Raw genomic sequence first — 14,018 nt, 5'->3', positions numbered from 1 at the left:
AGCTTAATTTTACATCAAAAAGGATTAGGATTCCTTATATTTTGGCCATTTTTTGAAAGTTGTGGATAACGAAATACGGTAGATTTATCTAAGGGGATAATTCTGCGGAAACTCAAGAAAAAAAGCAGATTAACAGATCTGTTGATTGATGGTAAAATAGAGCAGGAAGATTATGATGAAAAAAAGTTGAGTTTTCAGCGGAAACTTCATCAGATGACAGAAGAAAAGGCTTATCTGGAAGAAAATATCGGACAGCAGAAGAATATAAGCAAGCGTATGGAACAACTTCGGAAGACACTGGAAAATGAAGATATCCTGGATGAATTTGACCGTATCGTGTTTGAAAGCATCGTGGAAAAGGTAACTGTCGGCGGCTATGATGAAAACGGCAATCCTTCCCCATATAAACTGACTTTTGTTCTGAAATGTAATCAGGACTTGAAAGTGGACGATGCGAAAGCAGACTATAAAGCAAATCAGAAAGGGAAAAAGGTATCATAATGGAGCTGGAAAATAAAGATATTTTGGAAAGAAATGTATCAGAAAAAATGTATTCATCAGGCAGTAACGGGGCTGGGGAAATATGTTCCCCAGGGACTGCCGACACATGTGGAGACGGTAGTACTTTTGTCCCACAAATCACCAGATAGCGTTATCAACGTAAAGGTAGAATTTGGAGAAGGCGACGATAAGATATCGTTGGATGCGATTGCAGAACGGGCGAAGAAATATCAGCCGAAACCGAAAATCACATATAAGATGATACAGGAATATGTAGAGAAGAAGTATGGATTTAAGGTACATACTGCTTATATTGCAGAAGTGAAAAGGGCATTGGGATTGTCAATGTATTATGATACGCCTAATGCGGCAGAGGAATTGAAGCAACCGAGGAAACATCCGCCGAAAGAAAAGGCAGAAGCGATCATGGAGGCGCTAAAGCATTTTGAGGTAATCTAAATGGATGAAAATATTTACCAGATTGCAGAGCAGATAGTCCAATTACATCAGAAAGCCTATGAGGTTTATTTGCCATTGGTTGAAGATGTGTGTAGCAGAATTGTGTCAGAAGATGAATTGTCACATTTGTTAGATTATTTACTGGACTTTGCGTGTGATGAAAAAATCCTGGGATTGTACAAAAGGGTATGTAGAAAGTATTTGGATGTATATCCCGGTTGTATTAGGGACTATTTTGAAGCATATCGGGAAATGTGGGGAGAGGAGGATACTTATGGCGAAAATTGTTAAGGAGACTATCCATGCAAAAGGTATTGACATAGGAATCTATACTACAAATTTTGAAAATGAATTTATTTCATTAACGGATATTGCAAAATATCGAAATGAGGACGACCCGCGATTTGTGATTCAAAACTGGATGCGAAATAGAAATACGATTGAGTTTTTAGGCGTTTGGGAAGAACTGCATAATCCAGATTTTAACCGTGTGCAATTCGAGGCGGTTAAAAATGAGGCTGGATTAAATCGTTTTGTTATGACACCGACAAAATGGATTACGCAGATGAATGCTATCGGTATTGTCTCAAAAGCAGGACGTTATGGCGGAACATATGCCCATAGCGATATTGCTATGTCTTTCGCAACATGGATTTCTCCTGAATTCCAGTTATATATCATGAAAGATTACAGGAGATTAAAGACTGATGAGAATAGTCGGCTATCTCTGAATTGGAATTTGAACAGAGAGATTTCTAAGTTGAATTATAGGATACATACGGATGCAATTAAAGAGAATCTGATTCCTCCAGAATTAACGCCCGCACAGGTGGCGTATACCTATGCTAATGAAGCAGATATGTTGAATGTTGTTTTGTTTGGAAAGACGGCTAAGCAATGGAAAGATGAAAATCCGACTGTTAAAGGGAATATGCGGGACGTAGCAACATTGAATCAGTTACTGGTACTTGCAAATTTAGAAAGCTATAATGCTGTTTTAATAAATCAGGGTAAGAATCAGAAAGAGAGGATGGAATTGCTTCGGCAGTTGGCGGTACAGCAGTTACAGACATTGGAAAATGTGAGTTTAAATAATTTGCCGAAATTAGAGAAGAAAGACATATAAAAGAGATGGATAGAAATATAGTGTTTTGATATGATTTGGGGAATGGTAATGGAACATAGTAAATTGGAAAAACATAAATTTAAAAAGGGGAAATTTATCACTCCATGGAATGATATGTTAGGTGATATTGGTGTAATGCAAAATTGGGCACTTGAGCGGTTGCCGGAGTATATTTGGATTGGACTTATTTTTGAGGAATATGGAAGAAAAAAAGGCTTGGAAAAATGTTATGAGATGATAACTAAACTTCATGAATTAAATCCAGAAATTAATGCACCGACCATTTCGAATATATTATCCATGGATGATATAAAACAAGAACAATTTTGGAATTTTGTAAAAGAGAATGCTGAAAAGAAAGTTTTAGCGCCACTTACACTCATTTATACTTATCGGCGATATAAAATATTTAATAAGCTTTTCCGAGATAATGAAGATTATGAAACTAAAGTAAACAGAATATGTGATGTACTGAGAAAAGGATTTGATGGACATTCTTTTTTTGCAACAGATATTAGATTTGTAGTGCTTTATTTTGTTCTGCTACAAGGCAGACTGCATGTTCCAGAGAATATATTAGAAACCATTTGTGAATATCCACATATAGAACATAAAGATGAAAGAATGAGGTTGGTACGCCCTACTATTCGGAGTATGGAAATGGGTACATTAGATATGGGAAATGTAGATAAAAGAAATTTGGAAATATTTTGGAAGAGAATAAGCGAAATGAGTGAATGTGAAACGTTTTATATTGAATATGATAATTTAGCAGAATGTCCTGAAAGTTATTTGGATTTTTTGCAGGAAATATTTGAATATTTAACGAAGGTATTTGTTTCTACCGCACCTTTAAATGAGAAATATTTGGTTATTTTAGGAATATCAACATACGCATATAAAAGAATCAAGGAGTTAGTAGAACATGATTTATATAATGAAATTTCTGGCAGAGGAATTATAAGAAACTTAATAGAAGATTATATAATGCTCAAATACTTGATACTTCATGAAGAAGAACATCAAAATATATGGAATGAGTATCAGTACTATGGAATAGGATTATATAAATTGGTTATGACAAGAGAAAGAAACACGCCATGTTCTTACAAAGATGGACATGTTAATTACAGATATATTGAGTTACTTGTTAATGAATATATGGATGAAGAGTATATTAATATGGACACATCTTATTTTGATAAACAGGCTATTAGAGTAAAAGCTAAAGAGGTTGGAGAGGAAGAATTATATAAGTTGTTTTATGATTATGATTCCTCGTTTGAACATGGGCTTTGGGGAGCTGTTCGGGAAAGTGCTTTGTTAAAATGTAATTCACCAGCACATCAATATCATTGCGTTCCCGATTGTATAGGGATACAAAAGTTACCTTCAGTATGGAAAGATTGTGTTAGGACAATGAATAAAATATTAGCGATTATTGATGGATATATTTCTATTCCTAAGCAGTTGCTGGAAGAGGTGCAAAAGTTTGAATAATAATTATCTGATAGGAGAATTGTGTAAAATCCAGAAAGAATACAGACAGTTACTAGAAGAATTGTATGATGAAAAAGATAAGGATGAATTTGTTTATGTTATAGATGAAATAAGCCTTTTTTGGTATTCTAAGAGAAATGTAATCGAGTTAATTATGGGAAATATTTCGGATAATTTTGATACGTATTTATTTACTGGAGCCACATATTTAGATATAGGAGAAGGGGAGCATTACCCATTTGTATCTTTAGGGAAAGTGCATATTGTAGATGATCCATTGGCAAAATATGCGGAAGCAATTAAAATGATTTTAAATGACAGCTTTTATAAAATGATGAAAAAGCAGATTATATTAGCGTTTGATGATGATTTGAGAATATTAGAAAAATGCTTTGGAAAAGTTATTTTACTTCCAGTTACATTAATAAATAGAATGGAAGATGACTTAATAAAAGAAGGTTCCGAGAAAGTGTTAATGAGCATGTTTAAGGAGGAATTAACGGTAAAAGAACTATTTGCAGTTAAATCGTTATCTAAATTAACTTCTATGTTAAAAGAAGGAATACACAAGCAAGTTGCTTTTTTAGAAGGGGAAGATAGAGAAGAAAATATTATGATTAGGTTTGAAAATTATTTGAATGAGACGAACAATCCATTTGGAGATATGCCGAAAAGTCATAAATTTTTATATTCAATTCTGGGATTTATTACACAATCATTGCAGATTTTATTGTGTGCGACACAGTACAAAATGGTACCATATATAAGATATGGAGTAACATTTAATTATTTAACGATTATAGGTGCGAATTTTTTAGATATTCCTTTTATGAAAGAGGTCATATTTAAAATGGCTTTTACACATCTTTTTTATAAGAAATTTGATTGGGAATTAATAAAACTTATAGATTTTAAAGGATATTGCGATGTTGTGGGGCAAATAGATGTTATAGGTCAATTTGAAAAGCAAATAGAAAAGGAGTACGAATTTAATAGCAAAAATTTTAAGCATATGAATTGTATACTGGAAGATCTATTAGTAAAAATAAGAATGGGTATAAACAAATACTTACTTGATAATCAGGTATAAATTGCTAGAAATTAATCGACAGGAGTTTGGTTACTAAAGGTCTTGTGGGAATCTGGTAATACCGTCGAGACGGTGGCTCTGCTGTCACGTCAGCAATCTTGATATTGTTGAATGGACACGTTTACTAGTAAAGTAGGGAACAATGAACATGAGTTATTTCAAAAATATCACAGCGGGAGAAATGTGCGTTTGGAGGAACGAAATCATAAGGTTTGACCCAGACAGTTCTCCATCGGCGTGGACACATTATCGCACGATTTATGAAGGCAGAATGGAAGGATATGATTTCAGTCACCTGGTTTTTTACAACTACCACAGCAAACTTAGTAATTTAAATAAGTGTTTTTGTGAAGAAAGAAATATTTGGCTTAATTACATTGATCTGCCATCGCCTGACAGCAGGGACTACAATCGTTTGCTTGCTTTAAAAAATGACACGTTAAGGATTGAAAAAGAAGGCGTGACCTATATGGAGCCGGCCTATAGATATGGCGGTGAATGCGATTTCAATTTTAATGAAAAGAAGTATAAACAGTTTAGAGAACTCATAGGTGGTGACGCATATGCGCTTGACAGGCTAAAAAAGTGCAGGAAAAACCACCATACCCTCATTAATTTTTCGCTGATGCAGGCGCTGGGAAGCATGCAGGGAGTGAAGGGCAAAGATCCCTTTGACCGTCCGGATGTGTTCATTTATAAACTGGACCAGTATTTTGAGAGAAATTCAGATGCGGTAGTTTGCCAGGCGGGGAGAAACCGGGAATTTTTAGAAAAGTATTTGCATAGTTTTCGTGACATATATGACTATTGCGAAAAAATATATTTTATTGATAGTAAAGAATTTGTTGATGAAATAATAAGGCAAGGAGCCCTGCCAATATCAGAATATAAAGACGTCATAAGGTACATGGACCTTGCAGACGAGTTTTGGAGGAGGAAGCAGATAAAAATAGAGGAAGTCTATCGCAGAAGAAGTCAAGGGAGTCTTCTGCGAACATGATTTTTGATCATCCCCTACTCCCCCGCACTTCCATACTCCAGCTTCTCCACGTGGTAGTCCGCTACCTTTTCAAAGTCAGACTCCAGGACGCCGGGGAACCAGGAGGTGACGAATTCCTGCGTCTCTCCGGCGGGAAGGCTTGTTATGTCGGCCCGCAGCTCGGGCACAATGCCGCCTATCTCCACAGGCTCCTGGTCAGAATCGACAAGCGTAAAGATAAGATCCACCTCATCCCAGTCCGCATCGGTCTGATTGGTCAGCGTGCCGGTCACTCTCATGCTTGTCCCGGATCCTTCGGTATACTTCTGATCTATCTGGGCGGAGAGGACATAGTCTGCCTCTGATCCCGCCGTGCTGTCTGAGCGGGAGGAAATCCAGGAAGCCCCGCCAAACACGGCCGCACCGGTGACGCATGCGCCGACTGCTATGGCGGCAGCCTTCCCTGCCGCTGTATGTATAAAGCCCCCCTTTAAGCCCTTTTTGGCGGCAGTTTTTTTTGCGGTTTTTCCTGCCAGGGCGGACATATGAGACAGATTTCCCACGTGTGCGGCGGAGAAAATGGTTTCCCGGACTGCTCTCCCAACTGCTGCAAAGGCGCCGTCCGCATCCATTGCGCGGCACTCGGCCCTAAGGAGTAGCAGAAGCAGCGGCAGAGGCGCGGCGCCATACAGCCGGTAGCCCTTTCGCTGCAGCACCTCTGCTTTTGACTTCAGGTTTTTCCTACCGTAGTTCAGACGGGATTTCACCGTGTTCTCGGAGCAGCCGGCCGCTGCGGCGATTTCCTTGATAGAGGCTCCCTCGATATAAAACATCAGTATACACATTCTCTGCTCCGCTGAAAGAGAGTCGATCAGCTCATGGACCAGCTCCTGAGTCTCCTGCCTTGTATAGGCGAGCTCCGGCTGACTGTCTATCCGCTCGTCTGCTATCTGGAATTCCGGGCGGTCTGTCCCTTCCTCTGAGTCAACAGCAGAAAAGAGCTGCGGCGATTTCTTTGTCAGCATATTTCTGGCTGTGTTTGCCACGATGATCCCGAGCCACCCCGGAAAAGCCTCCGGGCTCTGAAGCGCCTCCAATTTTGAGAAGGCTCTCATATACGCTTCCTGCAGTACATCCTTTGCGGCCTCTTCCTCCCTCATATACTGGAGCGCCAGGTAATATTTACTTTTATAGGTGCTCTCAAACAAAAACTCGAACCCCTGCTGCTTTCCTGCCCGTGCGAGCTTAACTGCCTCTGTATAATTCATTTTAATTTGCTTTTCTCTTGTTTTGATCATATGCCCTGTGGATAGCTACAGTTAAATTATAGCCGGGATACTGTGGCCAGTCAATTAATGGAAGCCAGATTTCAGCGGACCAAAAAAAATTTTCTGTTTTATAAAACCTTTCCGGAAATAGAACTGTCTGAGTAAATGAACAGGGATTTACAGATGTCCCGAAAAATTTGCTCAGATATTGGAGGAGATGGTATAATGAAAAGGAAGATGGTAAAAAGAATGGCACTGGCAGCGGCAGGGATGGCCGCTATTTCACTGACAGCCTGCGGAGGAACAAAGGGTGTCAGCAACGCAAAAGGGGAGGAACCGATTCCTGCGTCTGAGGCATTTGGGCAGGAGGGCGTGTGGTTCTATTCTGACAGCGCAGCGGCAAAGGACGAAAAAGTAGATAGTGTCATGAGCTTTGACGGAAAAGGGAATGTGACGACTTACAAAACGGACATTACCTATTCCAATCTTCAGGGGTTGTCAGAGAAGGAGATCGTAGAGCTTGCAAAAGAGCAGGATCAGACGGTATTTAAAACAGATATGCAGGATTTTGCAGAGTCTGCTGAGAAAAGTAAGGAAAAGGCTGAGGAAGAGAAGGAGGATCTCGACTCAAGAATGGAAGAGATCCAGCAGGCGCTGGTGGATTATCCGGAGGAGTATGAGACGATAAATGCGGACAGAGAGGATCTGCAGCAGGAGATAGACAATTATGATGAGCTGCTTGTAAGAATTCCGCAGGCCGCATATCAGGAGCCTGATGCGCAGCCCTTTACACTGAAGCTGGAGACGGATCAGACTGGAAATAATACGGCAAGTGAAACTCTCGTGTACTCCTGCCGCTCTGGCCTGAACGCGGATGTGTCGGAAGCGGACGGGGACAGCTGGCAGCCCTACAGGGAGACAGAGGAAGAGATCGAGCTGTATCCGGGGCTGGGAGTACAGGAGGTCTATGATATGAGATTCCAGGGCTTTGGAACGCTGGTGCTCATGACGGGGGAAGATCATCCGGGCTTTTCTCTTGATACGCCTGACGCCAGGGGAGTGGAAGTGGATTAAATACAGAGGTAAAAAAGAGGAGGACAAGACTATGATCAAAGTACGGCCTACCAGAACAGACGCTGCCGGTAATGGATATTATAGAGGGACGGACGGAAAATATTATTATGGAAATGTGAAGAATGGATATCTGAAGGAGACTATCCAGGAGAGAAACCAGAGACTGGCACGGGAGAGCGCCGCGCGGGAGAAGAGCGGCGGCTCAGCAGGTGCGAGAGGCAAAGGAAACGCGGGAGGGACAGTGAGCCTGGCGGAGCAGGCGGAGCTGGGAGCAGCCGGCACGTCAGCTTTGGGTGTGTTCGGTTCCATCCTGACAGCGATTGTGGTCTTTGTGGCGGCTGTCGCTATCACGGGAGGACTAATGATACTGACGGCGGTTATCGGGAGTATATGTACGGTGATAGGCGTTGTGGTTGTCTGGGCAAGAGCCTACAGTATCATTCCGCAGATTTTCTCGGAATTTGGAGTCAGCCTCTGGACACTCCTGACCGTGCTCCCTATGCTGCTCAGTATTCTGATCCTGCTGGTTTGTCTTGTCAAAACATTTACAAGGCACAGGCTGTACGCCTGGCATCTTCTGATCGCCTACGCCATTATCTTTATCCCCTACGCAGTGATGCAGTGCGGGGGAATAGAGGCGGTATCGCAGGGGCTGGTGACATCGGATGTCCTGCTCTACGCTCTGATCAATACTGCGGGGTGCTGCGGGTTCTTTCCTGCCATGGCCCTGTTCCTCTTTCACACTGTGGATAAGAGGGTGAGACAGAGACAGCAGTGTGAGGAAGAGGTGAGGACCGCAAAGACCGCCGGTTCCCGGAGAGCAAAATTCAATCAATGACAAAATGTTTATGGAAACTGCTTGGAATAAGTGCTGTGATAATTACAAAGCATTATATTTCCGGCAGTTTTTTCCTTTTGCGGCGTCTGACGTGTCTGCAAGTCTGGTAAGAAGAGTTTTTGAGGAAATATCGAGCGGAGGCAAAGAGGATGAGTATATACGAGTATGATCAGGCGAGACATATAAGACAGAAGCGAAAAGAAGCTGCTTTGCAGGAGAAGTGAAATAAAAAAATATTTTATAGCGGAACAAGACCAAATAAAGAAAATGTAGAAAGTTTGGGATGTTTATGTTAAAATAGTACAGACGACTCATTGCAAGGAAAAAGAGAGGCGAAAAAGTCTCTCGTCTTTCCTTGCTTTTTATTTGGAAAATGGTTTGCGGGGAAGAGATATTGATGGTGGGCTGATTGAGTGTTGGTAAAAAGTTAGCTTATGGAAAGCTTGTAAGAGAAGGTACATTATGGATAAAACACACAAAAAAAGAAATACTTTATACAGAATGTATTTTCTTGGTTTCACATCCACAAAAATGTGAGATTGTGGTGCGTGGGATTAAATGGTATATTATTAACTAAGTAGCGAGGATAATACCTTATTATCCTTTATTAATTAGATCTTTTAGGAGAATAAGAATTGAAAAACATACTATGTAAAAATAGAAATGAGTTTATAGAGTATTTTTCTAGTAAACTTATGAATAACCCCTGCGGAATATATTTCTTTTTAGGGAAGGTAGGTTCTGGGAAAAAGTACGTATTGGCGAATCTTCAAAAAAAAATTCAAAAGCAATTTAAGATATATCAGGTAGTATCTGATGCGATTCTAGAAAAAAAACAACGATTCCCACATACTAAATTTGAATTTGGTATTTCATTCACTTTGCATGAATTTATGGAAATGTCCCTTTCTATTTCTTCAAATACTGAAAATACTAAGATAAACTATATTATAGAAAATCTAAAAACCGCAGGATTTATAAAAAAGAATATTTTTATTTTTGCTCCAGATTATGATACATTATCATCAGAAGCACGAGATTTTCTGGAAATACTGATATGTAATTATAAAATCATTGAAGAAAATGTTCAAAAAAATATTTGCATCATTATGACCGGATCTAATGATTATTTTTCTACGAATAATAATATCATCAAAGTTGTATTTGAAGACTATACTAAACATGATTTAACTTTATACTTGAAAGAAAGGCTCTACTACTCTCCTTCAATACTCACTAATGAAAAAATAAATCAAGTATATAAACTATGTGGTACCAATTTTAATTTGGTTAATAGTTATAGCGAATACATTATAAATTCATCCCAGACTAATACTTCAATAGAAGGAATTATAGATCTGAAATTAAAATATTATATATCTGCGGGATATAAATATAATTTGAGCGCAAATGAACTGAAAGATATCCTCTTTATTTCGTCACAAAGCATTCACGTTTTGACTCCTCAAATGATAAGTGCTATCCAAGATAAAAATGAGGCAATAGTTAGTGCCGGATTTCAGTGTGCGGTAGATGAGTATTTTCTGGATTTCGATGTCAAATCCAATAAATACGAATATCAAAATTATTATTTTATTTCAGACAAAGAAAAAAATTATTTATGTCATAACTATATACTTGATAAATCAACTATATTAATACAGTATTATAGATATTTATCTGAACATTATGAAGATGAGTATTTCGAACGAGCATTGTTCCTATTCAAGTATTTTGGCGCTATTAGTAATGAAGTATTTGCACTATTGATTTTAGCATTGTCAAAAGCGTTTCTTATCAAAGATCAGGTAATTAAGCAGTCTATAATTTCTTTCATAAAAGACAACTGTTCTGATAGACAGATGGTCGATAAAATCAGTTGTATATGTAATGCATATGAAGAGCATTATAAAGGGAATTATTTAAAATCCGAAACTAGCATTTCTAAATTAAATCTGACTTCATTAAACATAGGTGCCGCTGCCGAAATCAGAAGATTACAATTTAGGAATGGTCAGGTGGGACATATTTTTTCAGAAAGTACTATGAATGAATTGGCAATGATACTTGAATCTTATATTGATAAGAACATACTTTTAATGACAAACGCTGTATTTCGTCCAAAAGAAGAAAAACTTTTATCGTTAAAAATTCTTTTTGATATTGCACCTTATGTGTTAGATACAAAAAATGATATTGAAAAATTCAATCACCTGTATGATCAAAGCCTTATTTTGGTCAACTATATTCATCATCATTTTATAAGGAAAAGTTATGCTGATTATATTATTAATGTGTTCAATCGAAAAGCCTTTTTGTTTGCTGCCCCCTCTGTTTCTTTAGTCTATTATGAACAGGCAGAATCATATTTCAGAGGAAAAAATATTTTTGACGAGCTGGCATTAACTCTAGCTTCAAAGGCGGGAATGTTAATATTGATGGGCTTATATAGACAGTCAATTAATAACTGTGAAGAGGCGATTCAACTTATCAATGAAAAGAATTTGTATATAGAGCAGAAAGAAAAGATTTATAATAATCTTTTTATTAGTCAGTTTTTACTGTATGAACAAGAACAAACTGAAATAAAACTGCTACAAAAATATGCGTATGGTACAATCAAAAAGCTAGAGACATTACTTGATTCTGAAGCAAATGGGAAAAATCATGTTATATTAACTAATATAGCTTCTCTATGCTTATACATCGGTAATGAAGAAAAATATTTAAAAGCAAAAAGTGATATAGAAATGTCATTAAAGTGCGAGGAGGTTTCGAATATACATGATTCATCTGTCAATGATTTCTATAGATACCATTTTGCCTGGTTCGAATTTTATAGATTTCTTGTTAAGCAAGATTGGAATAAGTGCAAAGTAATAATTAAAGACTTAACCGCTTTTTATCCTGCAATATTTCATGAAACTGAAGTCATGGAATTGAGAATAAAAGCAGCTAAGTCTATAATCTCAAAAAAAGTTGTTCCAGATGCCAGAACATATTCGTTAAATTTTCTAAGTTATTCGAAATGTAATAAAGCATATTCTTCTCGTGGGCTTCTATTATCGGACTTACAGTTTACTTCGTGGTAGAACATTCTTACTTCTGGGTCAAAGCCCCCAGAAGTAAGAAGATATCAGTATATTTAAGTTCAAGACAATTTATAAATAAATATGCTATTGAACTATGGCGTGTGATATAGGGAGTTCCTGCTATATCTATCAAATAAAAATCACCTCTTGGATTGACTCTAAAATCAAATCTTGCATAGGTATCAACACCCAGCAGTTCAGCAGCTTTTTTCGCTGCATTCATTATCGCATTACAGATTGGATTTGTAACATTTCTTTCCAAAGGACTAAAAGAGTAATCAAAGGTATCAGAAATTGATGTTGTTATGATTTCTGAATTATGAATTGATAATTCTATAGGCGGAAAAGCAAGATATTCATCCCCCATTTTTATAACGAAAACTTCACATTCTCTACCCTTAATATAATCCTGAACTAGTATTTCGTCACTTTTCATATTAATGCATAATTCATCCAGAATCGGCGCTAGTAAATGATCCTCGCAGTTTTTAATTATATTTTTTTCTGTCATACCAATACTGGCTGATTCATAAATATGCTTAACAATTAAATACTCCTCTTGGAATATATGGCTTGAAAAATTACGGTTCTTTTTATATGACATTGTAATAGGGACTGGAATATTGTAAGCCCTCAAATAACTTGTATAAATTTTTTTGTTACGTAGTAACGAAATAACAAATGGGTTCGATCCAGTATACGTTAATCCAAACAAATTACAAAATGCTGGAATTAAGGATTTTTTCCCTTCACATATTCCATCTCTAGCAAAATTATAAATAATAATTTTTTCTGTATTAAGGTTGGATTTATTATTTAAGACATATGTCATTAGCTCTGTTTCCGAATAAAAGATGCGTACATATCCATATAACTCTGTGATAGCAGATATGATTGAGGCAAATTCGGCTTTTGAAAAGAATTCAGAAAAACTTGTATGTTCTATAAAATCCTCCTCATTTTGAATCGTATTACTTACATTAGCAATTACCCATACATTATATTCAAACCTTCGATTATAAAAATGCTGCAGATATTGTTTTAAATCATCTATATTCAAGCTATGTATCCTCACTTTCTCTGTAAACAGTTTCCTCGTAATATCTTGAAATAATAGTTCCCCATTTTACAGTCCCCATTAATGTGTCATACGAAGGAATCTCCTCATTAAAAAGGAAATGGAGTATATATAAATCCAGTATATTTACAGAAGACAACGTGGAAGCAATTAATGTCGAAGCTGTTCTCGGATTTAATTCAATAAAATAAGCTCGTCCATTTCTGACTATAAACTGAATATTGGAAATTCCCGGCAGGCAATATAATGAATATATTTTTTTACAGAGCTTTATTAATTCCGTATTATTTTCGATTATGCATTTGAAAGTTATTCCATCTTTTGATGATAGAGATTCTCTTGGCACAATCATACGTACACCGCCTTCTCTGTCACAAAAGACATCTACCGTATATTTTTTCCCTTCTATAAATTCTTGAGTAATATGTTCTGGAGAGTAAAAGATGTATTTATCATTTATTTCGTTTCTTTCCAAAACTCTTATACCTCTGCTACAGCAGGAGATACGTTCTCTATAAATAAAAGTTGAACTGTTTGATGCCTCGAAATCAGTACGAGTATTTATTGTATGAGGAATAAGAATACCATTTTCTGAGATACTTCTATTTGCGAGGTGCTTATCGTTAAAAAGCTTAAATAATGATTCGTCTGGAATATATTTATATATTGCCTGCGGGATTTTATGCTGCTTAAAGAGAACCAAATCTTCTTCCTCAGCAGAGAGAATCAAATCGATATTCTCATTCTGACAGATATCCTTAATTATGTATATATACTGCTGACTATTATGCGTGCAAGGAATTGGATAAAATTTGTCCACTAGCATACTCCCGCTCGAATATCCTTTTTCGATAACATCACATCCAACAATATAGCAGTCAAAATATCGAGAATTCCTCAACAATTTAATAAAGCTTCCAGCTGAAGCCTGATAAGAAACATTACAAATAAGTACTCTAATTTTTTTCATATTCACCTCATAAAAGATATATGGATAATAAGGTATTATCCTC

At 37.2% G+C, this 14,018-nt stretch carries 13 protein-coding genes; 10 read left to right on the top strand and 3 right to left on the bottom strand.

The genetic code is table 11. The features are described 5' to 3' along the window. Nucleotides 1-213 precede the first annotated feature (213 nt). From B5E62_RS16320 to B5E62_RS16290, 7 genes are all read left to right on the top strand, one after another. Nucleotides 214-501, top strand: a complete 288-nt coding sequence (locus tag B5E62_RS16320) for a hypothetical protein (RefSeq protein ID WP_242958018.1) — start codon at nt 214-216, stop codon at nt 499-501. 33 nt (nt 502-534) lie between these two features. Further along, nucleotides 535-960, top strand: a complete 426-nt coding sequence (locus tag B5E62_RS16315) for a hypothetical protein (protein ID WP_242958016.1) — start codon at nt 535-537, stop codon at nt 958-960. Then, nucleotides 961-1,251 (top strand): hypothetical protein, encoded by a 291-nt coding sequence (locus tag B5E62_RS16310; protein ID WP_087175566.1) that lies wholly within the window; start codon nt 961-963, stop codon nt 1,249-1,251. Beyond that, on the top strand, nt 1,235-2,086 hold the full coding sequence (locus B5E62_RS16305; protein ID WP_087175565.1) for a KilA-N domain-containing protein: 852 nt from the start codon (nt 1,235-1,237) through the stop codon (nt 2,084-2,086). Before B5E62_RS16310 ends, B5E62_RS16305 begins: the two co-directional genes overlap by 17 nt. 48 nt (nt 2,087-2,134) lie before the next feature. After that, nucleotides 2,135-3,586 (top strand): DUF5677 domain-containing protein, encoded by a 1,452-nt coding sequence (locus tag B5E62_RS16300; protein WP_087175567.1) that lies wholly within the window; start codon nt 2,135-2,137, stop codon nt 3,584-3,586. Then, nucleotides 3,579-4,676, top strand: a complete 1,098-nt coding sequence (locus B5E62_RS16295) for a hypothetical protein (RefSeq protein ID WP_087175564.1) — start codon at nt 3,579-3,581, stop codon at nt 4,674-4,676. The genes B5E62_RS16300 and B5E62_RS16295 overlap by 8 nt, the downstream gene beginning before the upstream one ends. Before the next feature lie 148 nt (nt 4,677-4,824). Further along, a complete protein-coding gene (locus B5E62_RS16290; RefSeq protein WP_087175563.1) occupies nt 4,825-5,676 on the top strand; it encodes a hypothetical protein in 852 nt (283 codons plus the stop codon). A gap of 14 nt (nt 5,677-5,690) precedes the next feature. Here the strand turns inward: B5E62_RS16290 and B5E62_RS16285 are convergent, their stop codons facing one another. Next, entirely contained in the window at nt 5,691-6,923 is a 1,233-nt protein-coding gene (locus B5E62_RS16285; RefSeq protein ID WP_162610341.1) for a sigma-70 family RNA polymerase sigma factor, read from the bottom strand. A 225-nt stretch (nt 6,924-7,148) separates the two neighbouring features. Here B5E62_RS16285 and B5E62_RS16280 point away from each other — a divergent pair, with 225 nt between their 5' ends. The 3 genes from B5E62_RS16280 (at nt 7,149) to B5E62_RS16270 (ending at nt 11,927) form a co-directional block, all read left to right on the top strand. Further along, nucleotides 7,149-7,997: a hypothetical protein gene (locus B5E62_RS16280; protein WP_087175561.1), complete on the top strand. Its 849-nt coding sequence runs from the start codon at nt 7,149-7,151 to the stop codon at nt 7,995-7,997. A gap of 31 nt (nt 7,998-8,028) precedes the next feature. Continuing rightward, on the top strand, nt 8,029-8,835 hold the full coding sequence (locus tag B5E62_RS16275; RefSeq protein ID WP_087175560.1) for a hypothetical protein: 807 nt from the start codon (nt 8,029-8,031) through the stop codon (nt 8,833-8,835). Nucleotides 8,836-9,470: 635 nt separating this feature from the next. Further along, the gene (locus B5E62_RS16270) at nt 9,471-11,927 is read left to right on the top strand and encodes a hypothetical protein (protein ID WP_087175559.1); all 2,457 of its coding nucleotides are present in this window, start codon (nt 9,471-9,473) and stop codon (nt 11,925-11,927) included. Between the two features lie 7 nt (nt 11,928-11,934). On the opposite strand, the gene B5E62_RS16265 is transcribed toward B5E62_RS16270, so the two are convergent. Next, a complete protein-coding gene (locus B5E62_RS16265) occupies nt 11,935-12,987 on the bottom strand; it encodes a hypothetical protein (RefSeq protein WP_087175558.1) in 1,053 nt (350 codons plus the stop codon). Between the two features lies 1 nt (nt 12,988). Further along, nucleotides 12,989-14,018: ATP-grasp domain-containing protein (locus tag B5E62_RS16260; protein ID WP_087175557.1), on the bottom strand; the 1,030-nt coding region annotated here is incomplete at its 5' end.

Source organism: Lachnoclostridium sp. An118 (assembly GCF_002160985.1).
In the GTDB taxonomy this organism is placed as follows: Bacteria; Bacillota; Clostridia; order Lachnospirales; family Lachnospiraceae; genus Claveliimonas; species Claveliimonas stercoravium.
The sequence above is the reverse complement of the archived record's forward strand: the minus strand, read 5'-3'. Positions and strand labels throughout refer to the sequence as shown.

What these genes read in the sequence shown, in the direction of transcription:
- B5E62_RS16320 (WP_242958018.1), top strand. Translation starts at nt 214, where the DNA reads ATGACAGAAGAAAAGGCTTATCTGGAAGAAAATATCGGACAGCAGAAG.
- B5E62_RS16315 (WP_242958016.1), top strand. Translation starts at nt 535, where the DNA reads ATGTATCAGAAAAAATGTATTCATCAGGCAGTAACGGGGCTGGGGAAA.
- B5E62_RS16310 (WP_087175566.1), top strand. Translation starts at nt 961, where the DNA reads ATGGATGAAAATATTTACCAGATTGCAGAGCAGATAGTCCAATTACAT.
- B5E62_RS16305 (WP_087175565.1), top strand. Translation starts at nt 1,235, where the DNA reads ATGGCGAAAATTGTTAAGGAGACTATCCATGCAAAAGGTATTGACATA.
- B5E62_RS16300 (WP_087175567.1), top strand. Translation starts at nt 2,135, where the DNA reads ATGGAACATAGTAAATTGGAAAAACATAAATTTAAAAAGGGGAAATTT.
- B5E62_RS16290 (WP_087175563.1), top strand. Translation starts at nt 4,825, where the DNA reads ATGAGTTATTTCAAAAATATCACAGCGGGAGAAATGTGCGTTTGGAGG.
- B5E62_RS16285 (WP_162610341.1), bottom strand. Translation starts at nt 6,923, where the DNA reads ATGAATTATACAGAGGCAGTTAAGCTCGCACGGGCAGGAAAGCAGCAG.
- B5E62_RS16280 (WP_087175561.1), top strand. Translation starts at nt 7,149, where the DNA reads ATGAAAAGGAAGATGGTAAAAAGAATGGCACTGGCAGCGGCAGGGATG.
- B5E62_RS16275 (WP_087175560.1), top strand. Translation starts at nt 8,029, where the DNA reads ATGATCAAAGTACGGCCTACCAGAACAGACGCTGCCGGTAATGGATAT.